The following is a 17,194-nucleotide window of genomic DNA, read 5'->3' as shown; positions in this document are numbered from 1 at the left end:
CGCCCAGGCGTAAACAGAGCGTTTCCGCGGCGGCAAGCGATAAGGAATTAGAAATTTATCGGTCCTACACACTTGAGCAACATCTTGGGGCCCGTTGCCATGAAGAACCTGAAGATCAGCGCCAAACTCCTCACCGCGTTCGGGATTCTGTCTGCCGCCCTGATCGTCATGGCGATCATGTCGATCAGCAGCCAGAGCCGACTCAACGACGCCGCGGAGAATCTGGGCCGCGCCCGCCGCGACAAGCTGGTCGCGATCGCGCTGATCAACACGGCCACCTCCGATTATCGCGTCGCCGAGGCGACCAGCATCCTGTCGGAAGAGCCCAACGCGATCCGCGCCGCCGAGCAGGACGTCAAGGACAGCACCAAGATCATCGACGAGAACATCGCCTATCTCGATCGCGTGCTGACACAGCCGCAGGCGATCGCGCCGTTCCGCACCTTCCACGAGCATTGGAAGGAGTTCATCGCGCAGTCGCGTGTCACGCTGGAACTGTCGCACCAGAACCGCAACAAGGAGGCGCTCGCCAACTTCCGCCGCAGCAGGGCGTTGTTCGATCGCGGCAACGCGGATGCGGCGACGATGCAGCGCGTCCAGACCAAGCTGATGGACGACGATATGAACGCGGCGACCGAGACCTATGTCTGGTCGCGCGACGTCTCGATCGCGATCGCGGTGTCGGTGCTGCTGCTGACGGTGGTGATGCTGGTGACGCTGATCCGCGGGATCGCGCGCCCGCTGAGCGCGATGACCGCGACCATGGGACGGCTCGCCGCGGGCGACCTGTCGGCGCGGGTCGAGGTGGACGCGCGGCGCGATGAGGTGGGCGCGCTCGCCGCCGCGATCGGCGCGTTCCGCGACCAGCTCGCCGCCGCCGAGCGCGCCAAGCAGGAACAGACCGTGCTGATCGTCGACAGCGTCGGCAGCGGGCTCGACGCGCTCGCGCGCGGCGATCTCACCGCGCGGATCGAGGCCGATCTCACCGGTCCCTTCGCCAAGCTGAAGGACGACTTCAACAACGCCATGACGGCGGTGTCGTCGACGCTGGTCGCGGTGAACGCGAGCGCCGAGGGGATCACCAACGGCGCGGGCGATATCCGCCAGGCCTCGGACGACCTGTCGCGTCGCACCGAACAGCAGGCCGCGAGCCTGGAAGAGACCGCCGCGGCGATGCACGAGATCACCACCACCGTGCGCGACACCGCCGCCAATGCGGGCAAGGCCAATGGCGTCGTCCTCGACACGCGCCGCGATGCCGAGCAGTCGGGCGAGGTGGTGCGCCGCGCGGTGGAGGCGATGAACGGGATCGAGCGCTCGTCGACCGAGATCAGCGAGATCATCGCGGTGATCGACGGCATCGCCTTCCAGACCAACCTGCTGGCGCTCAACGCCGGGGTCGAGGCGGCGCGCGCGGGCGACGCCGGCAAGGGCTTCGCCGTGGTCGCCAGCGAGGTGCGCGCGCTGGCGCAGCGCTCCGCCGACGCCGCCAAGGACGTCAAGAGCAAGATCACCGCCTCCACCGAGCAGGTCGACGCCGGCGTCGCCTTGGTGGCGCAGGCTGGCGAGGCGCTGACGCGGATCACCGGGCGGATCGGCGAGATCAGCGCGCTGGTCGCCGACATCGCCTCCGCCGCGGAGCAGCAGGCCACTGGGCTCCAGCAGGTCAACACAGCGGTGTCCGAGATGGACGGCGTGACCCAGCAGAATGCGGCCATGGTCGAAGAGGCTACCGCGGCGGCGCGCAGCCTCGCCGAGGAGACGGAGAACATGGCCCGCCAGGTCAGCCGCTTCCGGCTGAACGACCGGGCGGCCGCGCCCGCGGCCTCGCCGGTCCACCAGCTTCAGGCCCGCGCGGCGAAGGCCGGCGCGCGGATCGCCGCGGGCGCGCGCGCGCATCGCAGCAACGCCGCGGTCGCGGTCGCACAGGACGATTGGTCGGAATTCTGACGCGTCCGTGCTAAGGCGCGCCGGCTCGCCCCCTCCACACCGTCATCCCGGCCTCGCGCCGGGATCCATCGTCCCGCACGCGCATCACGCGTTGCTCTCGCGGAAGCATGGATCCCGGCTCGAGGCCGGGATGACGGTGTGGAGGGGGCGACCACTGCGCGGCGACGGAGCGACGGCGAATGATCCACCCTTTCTTGGACGTCCGCTATCGCCGCCTCCCACGCCGGCCGGCGGCTGCGCGATGAGGACGGTCGCCTTCGCCGACGGCACGACCGTCCCCGCGCTCGGCCAGGGTAGCTGGATGATGGGCGAGCACCACGCCCGACGCGCCGAGGAGATCGCCGCGCTGCGCGAAGGGATCGCGCTCGGGCTCACGGTGATCGACACCGCCGAGATGTACGCCGACGGCGAGGCAGAGCGCGTCGTCGGCGAGGCGATCGCGGGGCAGCGCGACGCGGTCTTCCTCGTCAGCAAAGCCTATCCGCAGAATGCGTCGCGCGCGCGCCTCGCCCGCGCGTGCGAGGCGAGTCTCGCGCGGCTCGGCACCGACCGCATCGACCTGTATCTGCTCCATTGGCGCGGCAGCGTCGCGCTGGCCGAGACGGTCGCCGCGATGGAGGCGCTCGTCGCCGCGGGCAAGATCCTGCGCTGGGGCGTGAGCAACCTCGATCGCGCCGACATGGTCGAGCTGGTCGACTCGGGCGGCGCCGCGTGCGCGACCGACCAGATCCTCTACAATCTGACGCGCCGCGGTCCCGAGCACGACCTGCTTCCCTGGCTCGCCGCGCAGGGCATGCCGGTGATGGCCTATAGCCCGGTCGAGCAAGGGCGATTGCTCCGCGACGCGGCGCTGGCGCGCATCGCGGCGGCGCGCGGGGTAAGCCCTGCGCGGGTGGCGCTCGCCTGGTTGCTGGCGCGCGGCGACGTGATCGCCATCCCCAAGGCCGCCAGCATCGCACACGTCCGTGACAATCGCGGTGCCGCGGACCTGTCGCTGACCGCCGCGGAGCTGGCCGCGCTCGACCGTGCTTTTCCGCCCCCGCGCGCGCCCGTGCCGCTCGAGATGCTGTGAGCGCGGCGGGGCGCCGTCGCATCGGGCGGCGGCGTCAGGCGGCGGGCAGCCGCAGCCGCGCCGCCAGTCCGCCCTCGGGCGCTGCGTCGAGCGTCAGCGTCCCGCCGTAGAGCGTGACCAGCTCGACCGCGATCGCCAGCCCGAAGCCATGGCCATCGCCGCGCTCGTCGAGCCGGGTTCCGGGCTGCGCGACGCGCGCGCGCGCCGCGTCGGGGATGCCGGGGCCGTCGTCGCTCACCACGACGTCGAGCCAGCGTGCGTCCCGCACCGCGGTGACGGCGACGCGCGTCGCGGCGTGGCGCACCGCATTGTCGAGCAGATTGCCGAGCAGTTCATCGAGATCCTGCGGGTCCATCGCCGCGACCGCGCCGGGCTCGACCGCGACCGTGACGCGTGGCGCCGCCGCGCCGCGCGGACAGGTCACCACCGCGACCAGATCGGTGATCGCGGGCGACAGCGGGGTGGCGGCGCGACGATCGACCGCGGCGGCGCGCGCGCGCGCGAGATGATGGCGGATGGTGCGATCGATCCGCTCGACCTGCGCGGCCTGTTCGGGCTGGTCGCGCAGGTCGAGCGCGAGCGCGGCCACCGGCGTCTTGAGCGCGTGCGCCATGTTGGCCGCGGCGGCGCGCGCGGCCGCCAGCGCCGCCTCGTGATCCGCGGCGAAGGCGTTGAGCTCGACCGCGAGCGGCCGCAGCTCGGCGGGCTGCCCCTCGTCGACGCGGGAACGGCGCCCGTCGCGGATCTCGGCGACCTGCGCGCGCAACCGGCGCAGCGGCGCGAGGCCGACGCGCAGCTGGATCAGCAGCGCCGCGGTCAGCACCGCCGCGATCGCCGAGAGCGCGAGCAGCAGCGGCAGCAGCGCGCCCTCGACCGGGCGGCGCACCACCGCGCGCGGTGCGGCGGCGGTGAGCGTCACCGGTCCGCGCGCGGTCGCGATCACCAGCTCGCGCGCATGCACCCCGCCCCCGCCCTCACGCGGCCGTGGCGCCGACGCCCGCGGGGGCGGGGGCGTCGGCGCGCCGGGCGCGGGCGGCGGCAGCGGGTCGAGCCGGGGGAAGTCGGCCGAGCCGATCGTGCCGTCGGGTCCGTCGATCCGCCAACGCCAATCCGGTCCCGCGGTCAGCGCGCCGAGGCGCTTCGTCAATCGCGCGCGATCGACCCGTCCCGCATCGTCGACCACACTGGCGAGCAAGGCGATCTCGGCATCGAGCCGCTGGTCGAGCCCCTCCACCACGAACCGGCCGAGCAGCGTCGCCATCGCCGCGCCCGCGAGCGCGAGCGCGACCAGCGTGGCGATCGCGGCGACCCACAGCATCCGCCCGCGGATCGAGCGCGGCGCGACGCGCGCGGTCATGCGTCCACCAGGCGATAGCCGCGGCCGCGCACCGTCTCGATCAGCGCGGCACCGATCTTCTTGCGCAGTCGCCCGACGATCACCTCGAGGCTGTTCGAATCGGTGTCGGCGTCGCCCTCATAGACGCGTTCGAGCAGCTCGAGCCGCTCAATCACCGCGCCCTTGCGCAGCATCAGCTGCGACAGCACCCGCCATTCCAGCGCGGTGAGCTTGAGCGGCAGGCCATCCAGCTCGAACGCGCCGGTCGGCGCGTCGAAACTGAGCGGGCCGGCGCGGAGCAGCGGCCGCGCATGGCCCGCGGCGCGGCGGACCAGCGCGCGCAGCCGCATCAGCAGCTCCTCGACGCGAAAGGGCTTGACCAGATAGTCGTCCGCCCCCGCCTTGAACCCGGCGACCTTGTCGGACCAGCCGTCGCGCGCGGTGAGCACCAGCACGGGCAAGGTGAGCCCGGCATCGCGCCAGCCGCGCAGCACCGCGCCCCCGTCCATGCCCGGCAGCCCGAGGTCGAGCACCGCGGCGTCATACCGCTCGGTCGCGCCGAGATGCGCGGCGTCGATCCCGTCGGCGACGAGATCGACCGCGCAGCGTTCGTCGCGCAGCGCCCGCGCGATACGGGGCCCCAGGTCACGATCGTCCTCGACGAGCAGGATGCGCATGGCCCGCCGCTATACACCCGGGTTAAACCGAAACTGAACCGCGCGGTTCAGCGCCGATCGGGGCGACAGGGCGTAGCAGGACGATGCGACAAGCAGAGGAGCTTTCCATGATCTTGACACCCGTTCTCTCGCGCCGCCGCCGCACCGTCGTGGCCGGTGCGGCGCTGCTCGCGCTGGGTGGCGCCGGCGGTGCCGGTGCGATGGCCCTGACGCGCCCGCCGGTCGAGATGGCGCCGACCGTGACGACCCCGCTCGCCAAACTGCCCGCGTCGAGCGGCACGGTGACGGTGCGTGGCCGCGTCGCCGCGGTATATGGCGACCAATTCCTGGTCGAGGATGCGAGCGGCCGCGCGCTGGTCGCGGCCGAGCGCGGCACCGCGCCCGCGGCCGGGACGGCGGTGCTGGTCCAGGGCCGCTATGACGACGGACAGTTGCGCGCGCGCTTCCTCGTCGACGCCGCGGGCGCGCGCGAGGTCGGGCCGCCGCGGCCGGGCGCCGGTGCGCCACCCCCGCCCCCGCCCGCACCGCCGCCCCCGCCTGGCGCCGGAGCACCTCCGCCGCCACCACCCGGCGCGGGTGCGCCCCCGCCGCCGCCGCTGGGCGCGGCGCCGCCCCCGCCACCGGGCGCGGGCGCGCCGCAGGCGCAGGGAGCCGGTGCTCCGCCCCCGCCGGTCGGGGTGACGCCGCCGCGCGATGCGGCGCCGCAGACGCGGACCGACGATCCGAGAGCCTGATTCATCCCGCTTGAACCGTGCTCCTGCGGATGCAGGAGCCCAGTGTCCCGGGCATGACGCTCGTGGCTCTGGGCTCCTGCGTTCGCGGGAGCACACGGCTGGTTCACACCAGGTGGATCGCACGCTGCACGCGCGCCGTCCTGCCGGACACGCGGCGCCGATGAACGAACCCCGGTAGAGCGACGACGAAGCGCGCCCCGCGTCACCCGGCTGAGGCGCTATCGATCGGAGCAGCGAGGGAACTTCCGCTCAGCGGCGGCGCGAGCCGGCGAGCGTGCTGCAAGCCTCGCCGGCGGCGCGATCGGCGCTGGTACGGGCGGTCGGACTCGAACCGACATGTATTGCTACGGCGGATTTTGAGTCCGCTGCGTCTACCATTCCGCCACGCCCGCGTGACGCGCGCGCCTTGGCACGACGGGTGCCCGGCGTCTAGTGGCTCGTCCGGCGGTTCAGTGGTGCAGGATCGCCGAGGGATCGATCATCTCGTCGAAGGCGATCCCCGCGCGACCCTCGATCTGCCACGCGATCCGGCCGGCTACCCAGCCGAGCCCGGCGAGCTCGATCTCCACCGCGCTGTCGGGGACGAGCGGGTGCGGCAGCTCGGCCATCAGGCCGCCCGTCGAGACGTTGCGGACGCTGACGTCGAACCCGTCGGCATGTCCCGCCAGCCGCAGCCGCGCGAACATCGCCACCTCGTCGCGCCCGCGCAGGTCGCGCCGCTTGTCGGGCTGGGCGTTCAGCGCCCGCATCTCGTCGTCATGCCCGTTCATGCCGCCCACCGTCGCCATCCGTCCGACATGCTTCATCCGCCCGCCTTCTCACCGCCGCCTGACACATCCACGCCGAGCCTAGCGGGTAAATAGTTAAACGGACGTTATCACGCGGGACGCCCCCGCGCGGCTCAATCGTCGCGCGAGACCTTCTCGTTGCGCTCGTGGCGCTCCTGCGCCTCGACCGTCATCGTCGCGATCGGGCGCGCCTCGAGCCGGCCGAGGCTGATCGGCTCGCCGGTGACCTCGCAATAGCCGTATTCGCCCTCGTCGATACGGCGCAGCGCGGCCTCGATCTTGGAGATCAGCTTGCGCTGCCGGTCGCGCGTGCGCAGTTCGAGCGACCAGTCGGTCTCGCTCGCGGCGCGGTCTGTGAGATCGGCCTCGCGCAGCGAGTCCAGCTGCAGCTGCGAGAGCGTGCCGAGCGATTCCCGCAGGATCGCGTCCTTCCACTCGAGCAGCTTGCGGCGGAAATACGCCTGCTGCCGCGGGTTCATGAACGGTTCGTCGGGGCTCGGGCGATAGCCGTCGCTCGCCCTTCCGACATCAGCCTCGTCATTCGCCGCCGCCAGTTTGCCGGGCCCTTCACCGAAACGATTGATCGCCGTCGCCATCGACTTACTCCCGCTGCGCCCAGGATGTCGTTAGCACCGCTGTGCGCCCCCTCCGGGGCGCCTATAGTCGCGCGGGCCGGTCACCACAAGCGAGCACGCGCGCCTAGCCGCGCCGCCCTGTCCGTGTCATGAACAGCGCGGCGCGCTATGTGTGCGAGGATGGGACGGCGCCGGGTGCGACGCCGGCGCGATCAGGCCGAGAGCAGCGCCTGTTCGATGTCGGGAATGGTGTGCCCGGTCAGGTCCTTGCTCAGCTCGCCGGTGAGCCGCTGGCTGACCTCCTTGTGATAATGTTTGCGCAGCTCGCCCAGCGTCTTGGGCGGCGCGACCACGATCAGCGACTCGAAATCGTTGGCGAGCGCGCGGCGCTTGAGCAGATCGGCGGCGTCGGCGGCGAACCGGTCCTCCTCGAGCTGGTGGAAGTCGGTCTCCTCCATGCTGCCGCGCGACGGTGCGAACTGCGCGCCACCGCCCTGCGCGTGACCCGACCCACCCTGCGCGACGCGCGGCGCGCCGGCGCCGCTCTGCGTCGACGAGCTGCCGCCCGCGGCGTCGGTCTTCTGGTCACGGTTGGCCGGGTTCGCGCGCTCCTCGGCGTGCTCGACCGTCAGGTTGGGGTGAACGTCGTCGCCCTCGTTGCGCAGGAACAGCAGCTTGCGCCCGTCCGCCACCAGCACCACCGAGTCATGGGGTACCTGCATCGCTCATTCTCCTCTGTCCGTGCGGGTGTGGGGCGTGAACGCGGCGGACGTGCGCCGGGTTGCCTCGCCGCAACGCCCCGGCCATAGCGCGGCGCATGCACGACATCCGCCTGATCCGCGACGCCCCCGACGCCTTCGACGCCGCACTGGCGCGGCGCGGTGCCGCTCCCTCTGCCGCGGCGATCGTCGCGCTCGACAAGCGCCGGCGCGAGCTGATCACCGAGGCGCAAGGAGCGCAGGCGCGCCGCAACGAGGCCTCCAAGGCGATCGGCGCGGCCAAGGCGAGCCGCGACGAGGCGGCGGCGCAGGCGCTGATGGTCGAGGTGGCCACGCTCAAGCAGCGGCTGCCCGAGCTGGAAGCCGAGGAGGCGCGGCTCGGCGCCGAGCTCGACACCGTGCTCGCGGCGCTGCCCAACCTGCCCTATGCGGACGTGCCCGACGGCGCCGACGAGGACGACAACCAGCTGGTGCACGAGCGCGGCACGCGCCCCGACCTCGGCTTCGCGGCGCGCGAGCATGACGCGATCGGCCCGGCGCTCGGGCTCGACTTCGAGACCGGCGCGGCGATCGCGGGTTCGCGCTTCACGCTGGTGCGCGGCCCCGCGGCGCGGCTGCAACGCGCGCTCGGCCAGTTCATGCTCGACCGGCTGACGCGCGAGCACGGCTATGAGGAGGTCGCGCCGCCGCTGCTGGTGCGCGACGAGGCGGTGTTCGGCACGGGCCAGCTGCCCAAGTTCGCGGAGGACCTGTTCCGCACCACCGACGGGCGCTGGCTGATCCCCACCGCCGAGGTGTCGCTGACCAACATCGTGCGCGAGCAGATCCTGAGCGAGGAGGTGCTGCCGCTGCGCTTCGCCGCGCTGACGCCGTGCTTCCGCTCCGAGGCGGGCGCGGCCGGGCGCGACACGCGCGGCTATATCCGCCAGCATCAGTTCGACAAGGTCGAGATGGTGTCGATCGTCGCGCCCGAGGCGAGCGAGGCCGAGCACGAGCGGATGACCACCTGCGCCGAGGGCGTGCTCGACGCGCTCGGCCTGGCCTATCGCCGGATGAAATTGTGTTCGGGTGACATGGGCTTCACCGCGGCGCGCACCTATGACCTGGAGGTGTGGCTGCCGGGCCAGGCGCGCTACCGCGAGATCTCGAGTTGCTCGACCTGCACCGACTTTCAGGCGCGGCGGATGAACGCGCGCTATCGACCGGAGGGGGAGAAGGCGACGCGTTTCGTCCACACGCTCAACGGCTCGGGGCTGGCGGTCGGACGGACGCTTGTGGCGGTGCTGGAGAATTACCAGCAGGAGAGCGGTGCGGTGGCGGTACCCGAGGTGCTGCGGCCGTATCTCGGCGGGCTGACGCTGCTGGAGCCGATGGCGTGATGGGCTTGCGCTCGATCCTTACCGGCACAAGGATCGTCGCGACTTTCCTTTTCGTGCTCCTGCGTAGGCAGGAGCCCAGAGCCGCGTGCAATATGAGCCGCTGTTTTGCTTGGCTCTGGGTTCCGGCTTTCGCCGGAACACCATCAAGCAACAGTCAAGTCGAGGTATTTCGCCACGCTTTTCCCCGCGCGGAGAAGATCTGAGCTGATGCGCATCCTCCTCAGCAACGACGACGGCTATCACGCCCCCGGCCTCGCCGTGCTCGAGCGTATCGCCGCTCAGCTCTCCGACGACGTCTGGGTGTGTGCGCCCGCCGACGAACAGTCCGGCACCGGCCGCTCGCTCTCGCTTACCAAGCCGCTGCGCGTGCGGCGCTTCGACGCGCGCCGCTACGCCGTCGGCGGCACGCCGACCGACGCGGTGATGTTCGCGCTGGCCGAGGTGATGCGCGAGACGCCGCCCGACCTCATCCTCTCCGGCGTCAACCGCGGCGGCAATCTCGCCGAAGACGTGATGTACTCGGGCACCGTCGCGGCCGCGATGGAGGGCGCGCTCGCGGGCATCCGGTCGATCGCGCTGAGCCAGAAATATGGCGCGCTCGCGCCGGGCGAGGACGTCTCCTTCGCCGCCGCGGAGGCATGGGGCGAGCGCGTGCTGCGCCCGCTGCTCGACACCGACTGGGCGCCGCGCTCGATGGTCAACGTCAACTTCCCCGCGCCGGACGTCGGCCCGGTGCGCGGCATCCGCATCGTGCCACAGGGACTGCGCGACTACGGTCGCGCGCGCTTCGAGACGCGCACCGACCCGCGCGGCCACGACTATCACTGGCTCGCGCTCGGCAAGGTCGCCGTCGCGGCGCCGGGCGAGAGCGATCTCGCCTCGGTGGCGGAAGGCTGGATCACGGTGACCCCGCTCCAGCTCGACCTCACCCGCCACGCCTCGCTCGAGCCGCTCGCGCGCGCTTATGGCTGAGCCGGGTGCGTGACGCGGGCGTGAGTCGCGCGGCGACGCTGGCGCTGCTGCTCGCGGGCTGCATCCCCGCCGCCGAGCGCCCCGCGCCAGCGCCGCCGGCCGAGGCGCCCGCTCCCCTCCCCGCGGATGAGCCTGAGCCCGAACCGGTGCCGCCCGCCGAGGAACAGAAAGCGCCCTCCACCGGCGCCAGCCGCGACGTCGCCCAGCTCCCCGCGCCGCGCCCCGCCTGGGAGGCACGGCCGGTCGCACCCGACGCCCGCGCTGTCGCGGCGCAGCGCTACACCGTCCGCGCCGGCGACACGCTCGGTGCGATCGCGGCGCGCACCGGCGCGGGGGTCGATGCGATCGCGCGCGCCAACGCGCTCGCCCCGCCCTACCCCGTCCGTGCCGGCCAGACGCTCGCCATTCCCGGCGGCCGCTACCATCTCGTCCGCGCCGGCCAGACCGGCATCGCGATCGCGCGCGCCTATGGCGTGCCGTGGGGCGAGGTCATCGCCGCCAACGCGCTGGACGAACCCTACCTGCTCCGCGCCGGTCAGCGCGTGCTGATCCCGCGAGCGCCGGGCGCTCCGGTCAGCGCGGCCGAGCGCGCCGCCGCCTTCACGCTCGACGTCGACACGATCCTCACCGGCGGCGAACCCGCGGTGGTGGCAGGTCAGGCCCCCGCCACACCGGTGGCGAGCGCCCGCCGCGTGCTCGCGCCGAGCGCCGCGACGGTGGCGCCCGCGGCGCTGCCTGGCCGCTTCGTCTGGCCGGTCGACGGCACGATCGTGCGCCGCTTCGGCCCCGGCGCGACCGGCGAGCGCAACGACGGGATCAAGATCGCGATCCCGCTCGACACGCCGGTGCGCGCGATCGCCGACGGCACGGTCGCCTATGTCGGTTCGGAGGTGCCAGCGCTCGGCGGGCTGGTGATCGTGCGCCACGGTGGGGGCTGGACCTCGGTCTACGGCCACGCCGGCACCTTGCTCGTCCAGCGCGGCCAGGCGGTGAGGAAGGGCCAGGTGATCGCGCGCAGCGGCGAGAGCGGCTATGCCGACCGCCCCGAGCTTCACTTCGAGCTGCGCCGTGGCCGCACCCCGGTCGATCCGACGACGCAATTGCCGCACCGCTGACGCGCGTGTAACGCCCGCGGCATCATGACCGACTATCAGTCCGACCTGCTCCGCCTGCTGTCCGCGCGCGGCTATCTCCACCAGCTCACCGACGCCGCCGCGCTGGACGCGCTGGCGCTTCGCGCGGTGGTGCCGGGCTATATCGGCTTCGACCCGACCGCCCCCTCGCTCCATGTCGGCAGCCTGGTGCAGATCATGCTGCTCCGCCGGCTCCAGCAGACCGGCCACAAGCCGGTGGTGCTGATGGGCGGCGGCACGGGCAAGATCGGCGATCCCAGCTTCAAGGACGAGGCGCGCAAGCTCGCCGGCGAGGACGTGATCGCTGCCAATATCGCGGGCATCCAGCGCATCTTCGAACGCTTCCTGACGTTCGGCGACGGGCCGAGCGACGCGGTGATGGTCAACAACGCCGAGTGGCTCGACCGGCTCGAGTACATCCCCTTCCTGCGCGAGGTGGGGCAGCATTTCAGCGTCAACCGCATGCTCAGCTTCGACTCGGTCAAGCTGCGGCTGGATCGCGAGCAGTCGCTCAGCTTCCTCGAATTCAACTACATGATCCTGCAGGGCTATGACTTCCGCGAGCTGGCGCGGCGGCAGGGCGTGCGGCTGCAGATGGGCGGCAGCGACCAATGGGGCAATATCGTCAACGGCGTCGAGCTGGCGCGGCGGATGGACGGCACCGAGGTCTATGGCGTCACCACGCCGCTGCTCACCACCGCCGACGGGCAGAAGATGGGCAAGACCGTGGCGGGCGCGGTGTGGCTCCACGAGGACCAGCTGCCGCACTTCGATTACTGGCAGTTCTGGCGCAACACCGACGACCGCGACGTCGGGCGCTTCCTGCGGCTGTTCACCGACCTGCCGCTCGACGAGATCGCCCGGCTGGAGACGCTGGCGGGCGCCGAGATCAACGAGGCCAAGAAGGTGCTCGCCAACGAGGCCACCGCGATGTGCCGCGGCCGCGCCGCCGCGGAGGAGGCGGCCGAGACCGCGCGCCGCACCTTCGAGGAGGGCGCGAGCGGCGCGGCGCTGCCGTCGATCAGCGCGAGCGGTGCGCTGCCGCTGGTCGACGCGCTGGTGGCGCTGGGGTTCGCGACATCGAAGGGCGAGGCGCGCCGGCTGATCAAGGGCGGCGGCGCGCGCGTCGACGGCGAGAAGGTCAGCGACGAGGCCGCGGTGATCGCGCTCGCGGGCGCACCGGTGCGCGTCTCGGCGGGCAAGAAGCACCACGGGTTGGTGAACCCGGCTTAACCCTCTTCCTTCGCCGCGCGCTCATCCCGCGTTAACTGGCCGCCCGTATACGAAGGGGCTGTTAGTGCGGGAGAAGCCGGATGGTCGCGCGTTCTGCGATGATGGCCTATGAGGATCGCGTCGAGCCGCGCGACGAGACGTTGTGCCGCACCTGGCTGTTCGACGCCGGCGGCGCGCGCCACTCGGTGACGGTGGTGAACGCCTCGCTCAACGGCTTCATGGCCCGTGCCGAGGCGGACCTGTCGATCGGCGAGCGCGTCGTCCTGACCCTTCCCGTCATCGGTGACCGGACCGCGGAGATCCGCTGGTCGCTCGGCGGGCGCGTCGGCGCCAAGTTCGCGCAGGAACTGCCCGCGTCGCTCTACCCCTGCGCGCTCGCCGCGATGCGCTGACGCCGAAGGGCGATCCGATCTTCCGGACGGCCGCGCCGGCGCACCACCGCATCGTCGCGCCGCGCCCCGATCCGACCATCTGACGCCCTCGCCCGGCGTCGCGACCCATGCCGCGGCGCCGACGCCGACATCGACGCCAACGATCCGGGTCGCCCGCACCGATTGCGCGGCGACGATCCGCCGGGCGCGCATCAATCCAGCCGGACCTACAGACACTTGAGTATCGTTGCTTTTTAGCAACGACCATCATTTTCCATGACGTATCCATGACCCTCGCTCTTTTGGGTCAGACGATCCCACCATGTCCCTTGGTCTTATCTATACAGCAGGGTGGTTGAAATCATCGCCCAAGGGAAGATCATGGACGTAAAGGTGGATAGTTCGCGCCGCGTGCGGCATCGCGCGCTTCAGACGACCGCGATACTGCTGGCGGCACTTGTCAACGCGCCGGTCGCCCATGCGCGCGCGTCGTCCGGCGAGGCGTCGGCGGTGCGTAGCAGCGCGGCTGACGACAGCGCGTTGCTCCCCCCGACGTTCGATATCGAGAGCGGCCCGATCGACTTCTCGAACAAGGGTGTGGTCTCGGCCAGTCCACGGACGGGCACGTCGGTTCTGCTATGGGCGACCGGCGGTTCGGTGCGGGCCAACAACAGCGGCACCATCCTGGGCAAAACCACTCTTTACGCGTCAAACGACAGCGCGGACGCGACGGGACCGTTGACGCTCAGCCTCGTCAACTCCGGCACGATCGCGGGAGGCACCCGGCTGACCGGCTTCGACTTCAAGGGCGTGGGCGCGACCGTCTCGCTCGACAACAGCGGCACCCTCACGACGTCGAACTCTTCCACGGCGCTGACACTCACTCGCTACAATTACAGCCAGACGCCGGCGCTGGCCGCCGACTGGAAGATTCATAACAGCGGCACGATCAAGGCCGACTTCGACCTGACGACGGACCCGAACGTTTTCGCCACCGCCCTGCTCCTCATCGATCCGGCCGCCGAGAGCCGCATCAGCGTCACCAACGACGCGGGCGGACTGATCTCGGCGAAGGGTAGCTCGGCCATCACCATCGGCATCCTGGGCGGCAATCTGACGCTGTCGAACGCGGGCACGATCTCCGCCGTGTCGGCGGCAGGAGGGGATCATGTCGCGATCTTCGCCTCGGGCGGCGACAATCGCATCACCAACACCGGCGCGATCATCGGTGACGTGGTGCTCGGTGCCGGCGGCGACGTGGTCGCGAACTGGGGATCGATCGACGGCAACGTGAGCCTTGGCGCCGGCGACGATGTGTTCGTCGAGGGCGAGAACAGCAAGGTCACGGGCACGGTCGTGGGCGGCGCCGGTCTCGACACGTACATTCACGCGCGCAAGACGAGCGGCACCGTCACGCTCGGCACCGATCGGCCCGGCGACTTCGAGCTCGAGGGTGTTCGGGCGCTGGGCAGCGGCACCGTCGCGACGATCGAAGCGGCAGCGCCGATCGGGCGGCCCATCTTGCTGGATGGCGACGGCAGCATCGTCAACAAGGCCGATATCACGGGCACGATATGGTCGGTCGCGTCACCCGATCTCGACGCCGGCACGCTGCTCGGCAGCTTCCAGAACAAGGGCAAGCTGAGCGGCGGCTTCCACGGCGCGCTCCACCGCCTCGACAATGACGGGACCATCACCGCCACGACCGGCCCCGCAGTCTCTATCGTGCAGAGCGAAGGGCTCGTGCTCAACAACCATGGCCAGACCTCCCACGCCTCCGACGCGGATGTGGCCGTCCTCGCGGTGACGACGGGCGGAGAAGTGGTCACGACCAACAGCGGCTCGATCGACGGTTCGCTGTTGCTCGACTCGTTCAACAGTCCTGACGGCGCCCGCAATCCGCTGCTTGTTTCCCTGAGCAACACGGGCTCGATCGTCACCACGACGTCGACGCTACCGACCGTCACGATCAAGGCCAATGACGCGCTAGGTGTCGCCACCGCGCTGCGGCTCGACAATAGTGGCACGATCCGCCACGCCGGTTCCGGACCAGCCATCTACGCGCTGATCGGAGAGGGCGATACGACGGCTCCCGGCGCGAGCCGGGCGCTCAGCGTCAGCAACAGCGGTGTGATCGCGGCGGATGCGACCGGCACGCGCGATGGCGGCGACGGCATCGTCGGCGAGGCGCTTCGCCTCAACGCCACGCTCACGGGTACGGTAACGGTGAGCAACAGCAGTACCGGCAAGATCCTCGCCATCGGCTCGAACCCGGTCGCGATCTCGGCCATCGCGGCTTCCTTCAACCTCGACAATGCTGGGCTGATCGAGGTCAAGTCCGACACCCCGCAGGGCTCGGACAAGCCGCCCCTCTTCGCGATCTTCAGCCTCGCGACAAACAGCTCGATCGTCAACAAGGGCAAGATTTCCGGCGACATCGCGCTGGTGTCCAAGGTTGCCAGCGTCACCAACAGCGGGACGATCGACGGCAGCGTCTGGCTCGGTGACGGCGACGCCACGTTCACGGCCGCGGGCGGCGTCGTCAGCGGTGGCGTCTTCGGCGGTGCTGGGCGTTCCGTCGTCCGGGTGATCGCGAGCAGCGCGAGCCCGACCTCGGCTTTCCATGACATCTACGGCGTCGACTCGATCGCGGTGAGCGGCGGAGCGGCGACCGTGAGCGGGCTGGCGCAGGCGAAGCGGATCGATCTCACCGGCGGCAGCCTGGTCGGCCTGCGGGGGTCGCTGATCGAGACGGGCCGTGTGACCGTCGGCAAGGCCGCCACCTTCGGGTCCGCCGGGCTCGTCCGCGGCGATGTCGTGGTGGCCGGCACGCTGTCCCCCGGCAGCTCACCCGGAACGATGGGCGTGATCGGTAACGTCACGTTGCAGAACGGGTCGCGCTCGCTGTTCGAGCTGACCCGGACGGCGCAGGACAGACTGCTGATCGATGGCGGGCTCCGCATCGAGAAGGGCGCGACCCTGTCGATCGCGTCGGGCTCACTGATCCGCCCTGGCGTCGGCTACACGCTGATCGCGACCACCAAGGGCATCACCGGCAGCTATGACACGCTCGATCTGCCCGCGGGTGCGGCGCTCGCGCTGTCGCAGACGGCCAGCCAGATCGGCGCGCTTGGCCTGTTCGGTCGCAGCGCGCAGTTCAGTCCGCTGGTCAACGGCAGCATCGACTATGCCAACCAGCGGATCGTGCGCGGCGCCAGCCCGGCGCTCGCCGCCCATTGGTCCAACCTGTACGACGACGATGGGCTGTCGCGGCCCGCGGCCTTCGCGCAGCTCACGCCACAGGCCTATGCGGCGGCGACCCAGATCGGAGTCGATGACGCGTTGACCCTGAGCCATGCGGCGCGCGGCCCCGCGTTCGCGCCTTATGGCACCGACAGCGGCCTCTTCACCTTCGGCCAGGCGATCGGGAGCTGGCACACGCTGCGCGCCAATCCGTCGACGGGCAGCGCGCCCGCGACGGGGAGTGCATATGGCACGCTGGGCGGGATCGGCTTCGCCGATGCCGGCTGGGTGGTCGGCGCCTTCGCGGGCAATCTGACCAACCAGCAGCAGCTCCAGGGCCTCGGCACCCATAGCCGCGTCGGCAGTCTGGTGACGGGCGCGCACGGGCGCTATGCCAGCGGCAGCGGGCTGGGCTTCTCCTCCTCGCTGATCTTCGACGCGGGCCGCGCGCGGACGCACCGCTGGCTGCCCGACGGGCGCCGGGTGTGGAGCCACTTCGATCTCGACAGCATGGTGAGCGACCTGTCGGCCTTCTACGCGGCCGACGTGGGCCATGACTGGACGCTGACGCCGCGGCTCGGGGTGACCTATGTCCACACCGTCCGGTCGCGCGCCAAGGAACAGGGCGGCAGCGTGTTCGCGCTCGACGTCCGGCGCGAGCGCCACACCGCCGGCTTCCTCGACGGCGGTATCGCGCTGGAACGGAGCGATGCGTCGCCGGAAGCATGGCGCCCGTTCGTCGCGCTCGGCGCGCGCTACCTGCTACAGGGGGAGAGCGTCCGCGCACTGGCGGGCTATGATCGTGGCCCGCGCACGCTGGCCGGGGTCGGCGCCGACCGCGCCGAGCTGGTCGGCACCGCGAGTGCCGGGGTCGGCTATCGCCCGAGCGACGCGATCGAGATCTTCGCGGCCGGATCGGCGCAGACCGGGCGCGACGATCATCAGGAATCGATCACCGCGGGCGTCCGCGCCCGCTTCTGACCGAAAGGAGCGCGCGGGCGGCGACCACCGC

The 17,194-nt window shown here is 71.4% G+C and carries 15 protein-coding genes and 1 tRNA gene; 9 read left to right on the top strand and 7 right to left on the bottom strand.

Annotation, left to right across the window (positions count from 1 at the left end; all coding sequences use genetic code 11):
- Positions 1-99: 99 nt before the first annotated feature.
- Both EV292_RS11405 and EV292_RS11400 read left to right on the top strand, forming a co-directional pair.
- Entirely contained in the window at positions 100-1,950 is a 1,851-nt protein-coding gene (locus EV292_RS11405; RefSeq protein WP_132909308.1) for a methyl-accepting chemotaxis protein, read from the top strand.
- Positions 1,951-2,191: 241 nt separating this feature from the next.
- The gene (locus EV292_RS11400; RefSeq protein ID WP_132909307.1) at positions 2,192-3,022 is read left to right on the top strand and encodes an aldo/keto reductase; all 831 of its coding nucleotides are present in this window, start codon (positions 2,192-2,194) and stop codon (positions 3,020-3,022) included.
- 34 nt (positions 3,023-3,056) lie between these two features.
- Here the strand turns inward: EV292_RS11400 and EV292_RS11395 are convergent, their stop codons facing one another.
- Both EV292_RS11395 and EV292_RS11390 read right to left on the bottom strand, forming a co-directional pair.
- Complete coding sequence (locus EV292_RS11395) at positions 3,057-4,379, bottom strand: sensor histidine kinase (RefSeq protein ID WP_243693722.1); 1,323 nt, start codon at positions 4,377-4,379, stop codon at positions 3,057-3,059.
- Positions 4,376-5,035, bottom strand: coding sequence for a response regulator transcription factor (locus EV292_RS11390; RefSeq protein ID WP_132909306.1), 660 nt, complete (start codon positions 5,033-5,035; stop codon positions 4,376-4,378). Before EV292_RS11390 ends, EV292_RS11395 begins: the two co-directional genes overlap by 4 nt.
- Positions 5,036-5,142: 107 nt before the next feature.
- Between EV292_RS11390 and EV292_RS22620 the strand changes: the two genes are divergently transcribed.
- Positions 5,143-5,769 carry a hypothetical protein gene (locus tag EV292_RS22620; RefSeq protein ID WP_165927080.1) on the top strand — a complete coding sequence of 209 codons (627 nt, stop codon included), beginning with the start codon at positions 5,143-5,145 and terminating at the stop codon, positions 5,767-5,769.
- A 308-nt stretch (positions 5,770-6,077) separates the two neighbouring features.
- Here the strand turns inward: EV292_RS22620 and EV292_RS11380 are convergent.
- The 4 genes from EV292_RS11380 to EV292_RS11365 all read right to left on the bottom strand — a co-directional run bounded on the left by EV292_RS11380 (position 6,078) and on the right by EV292_RS11365 (position 7,854).
- Positions 6,078-6,161: transfer RNA gene (locus EV292_RS11380), tRNA-Leu, on the bottom strand.
- Between the two features lie 57 nt (positions 6,162-6,218).
- On the bottom strand, positions 6,219-6,575 hold the full coding sequence (locus EV292_RS11375; RefSeq protein ID WP_132909305.1) for a PilZ domain-containing protein: 357 nt from the start codon (positions 6,573-6,575) through the stop codon (positions 6,219-6,221).
- Between the two features lie 95 nt (positions 6,576-6,670).
- Positions 6,671-7,036 carry an RNA polymerase-binding protein DksA gene (gene dksA / locus EV292_RS11370; protein ID WP_243693738.1) on the bottom strand — a complete coding sequence of 122 codons (366 nt, stop codon included), beginning with the start codon at positions 7,034-7,036 and terminating at the stop codon, positions 6,671-6,673.
- Positions 7,037-7,344: 308 nt separating this feature from the next.
- Positions 7,345-7,854, bottom strand: a complete 510-nt coding sequence (locus EV292_RS11365) for a host attachment family protein (RefSeq protein ID WP_132909303.1) — start codon at positions 7,852-7,854, stop codon at positions 7,345-7,347.
- A 95-nt stretch (positions 7,855-7,949) separates the two neighbouring features.
- Between EV292_RS11365 and serS the strand changes: the two genes are divergently transcribed.
- The 5 genes from serS to EV292_RS11340 all read left to right on the top strand — a co-directional run bounded on the left by serS (position 7,950) and on the right by EV292_RS11340 (position 12,960).
- Positions 7,950-9,230 (top strand): serine--tRNA ligase, encoded by a 1,281-nt coding sequence (serS, locus tag EV292_RS11360; protein WP_132909302.1) that lies wholly within the window; start codon positions 7,950-7,952, stop codon positions 9,228-9,230.
- 207 nt (positions 9,231-9,437) lie between these two features.
- Positions 9,438-10,202, top strand: a complete 765-nt coding sequence (surE, locus tag EV292_RS11355) for a 5'/3'-nucleotidase SurE (RefSeq protein ID WP_132909301.1) — start codon at positions 9,438-9,440, stop codon at positions 10,200-10,202.
- A gap of 5 nt (positions 10,203-10,207) precedes the next feature.
- The gene (locus EV292_RS11350) at positions 10,208-11,317 is read left to right on the top strand and encodes a M23 family metallopeptidase (RefSeq protein ID WP_132909300.1); all 1,110 of its coding nucleotides are present in this window, start codon (positions 10,208-10,210) and stop codon (positions 11,315-11,317) included.
- Between the two features lie 24 nt (positions 11,318-11,341).
- The gene (tyrS, locus tag EV292_RS11345; protein WP_132909299.1) at positions 11,342-12,568 is read left to right on the top strand and encodes a tyrosine--tRNA ligase; all 1,227 of its coding nucleotides are present in this window, start codon (positions 11,342-11,344) and stop codon (positions 12,566-12,568) included.
- Positions 12,569-12,648: 80 nt separating this feature from the next.
- The gene (locus tag EV292_RS11340; protein ID WP_132909298.1) at positions 12,649-12,960 is read left to right on the top strand and encodes a PilZ domain-containing protein; all 312 of its coding nucleotides are present in this window, start codon (positions 12,649-12,651) and stop codon (positions 12,958-12,960) included.
- Positions 12,961-13,367: 407 nt separating this feature from the next.
- Here the strand turns inward: EV292_RS11340 and EV292_RS11335 are convergent, their stop codons facing one another.
- Complete coding sequence (locus EV292_RS11335; protein ID WP_132909297.1) at positions 13,368-13,622, bottom strand: hypothetical protein; 255 nt, start codon at positions 13,620-13,622, stop codon at positions 13,368-13,370.
- A 55-nt stretch (positions 13,623-13,677) separates the two neighbouring features.
- Between EV292_RS11335 and EV292_RS11330 the strand changes: the two genes are divergently transcribed.
- The gene (locus tag EV292_RS11330) at positions 13,678-17,163 is read left to right on the top strand and encodes an autotransporter domain-containing protein (RefSeq protein WP_132909296.1); all 3,486 of its coding nucleotides are present in this window, start codon (positions 13,678-13,680) and stop codon (positions 17,161-17,163) included.
- Positions 17,164-17,194: the final 31 nt, after the last annotated feature.

Origin of the sequence: Sphingomonas sp. BK235 (genome assembly GCF_004345855.1) — a bacterium.
Classification (GTDB): Bacteria; Pseudomonadota; Alphaproteobacteria; order Sphingomonadales; family Sphingomonadaceae; genus Sphingomonas.
The sequence above is the reverse complement of the archived record's forward strand: the minus strand, read 5'-3'. Positions and strand labels throughout refer to the sequence as shown.

Coding starts and splice junctions, on each gene's coding strand:
- dksA (WP_243693738.1), bottom strand. CDS start 7,036: ATGAACCCGCGGCAGCAGGCGTATTTCCGCCGCAAGCTGCTCGAGTGG.
- EV292_RS11375 (WP_132909305.1), bottom strand. CDS start 6,575: ATGAAGCATGTCGGACGGATGGCGACGGTGGGCGGCATGAACGGGCAT.
- EV292_RS22620 (WP_165927080.1), top strand. CDS start 5,143: ATGATCTTGACACCCGTTCTCTCGCGCCGCCGCCGCACCGTCGTGGCC.
- EV292_RS11400 (WP_132909307.1), top strand. CDS start 2,192: ATGAGGACGGTCGCCTTCGCCGACGGCACGACCGTCCCCGCGCTCGGC.
- EV292_RS11405 (WP_132909308.1), top strand. CDS start 100: ATGAAGAACCTGAAGATCAGCGCCAAACTCCTCACCGCGTTCGGGATT.
- EV292_RS11335 (WP_132909297.1), bottom strand. CDS start 13,622: ATGGTGCCGCTGTTGTTGGCCCGCACCGAACCGCCGGTCGCCCATAGC.
- surE (WP_132909301.1), top strand. CDS start 9,438: ATGCGCATCCTCCTCAGCAACGACGACGGCTATCACGCCCCCGGCCTC.
- EV292_RS11390 (WP_132909306.1), bottom strand. CDS start 5,035: ATGCGCATCCTGCTCGTCGAGGACGATCGTGACCTGGGGCCCCGTATC.
- EV292_RS11395 (WP_243693722.1), bottom strand. CDS start 4,379: ATGACCGCGCGCGTCGCGCCGCGCTCGATCCGCGGGCGGATGCTGTGG.
- tyrS (WP_132909299.1), top strand. CDS start 11,342: ATGACCGACTATCAGTCCGACCTGCTCCGCCTGCTGTCCGCGCGCGGC.
- EV292_RS11365 (WP_132909303.1), bottom strand. CDS start 7,854: ATGCAGGTACCCCATGACTCGGTGGTGCTGGTGGCGGACGGGCGCAAG.
- serS (WP_132909302.1), top strand. CDS start 7,950: ATGCACGACATCCGCCTGATCCGCGACGCCCCCGACGCCTTCGACGCC.
- EV292_RS11340 (WP_132909298.1), top strand. CDS start 12,649: ATGGTCGCGCGTTCTGCGATGATGGCCTATGAGGATCGCGTCGAGCCG.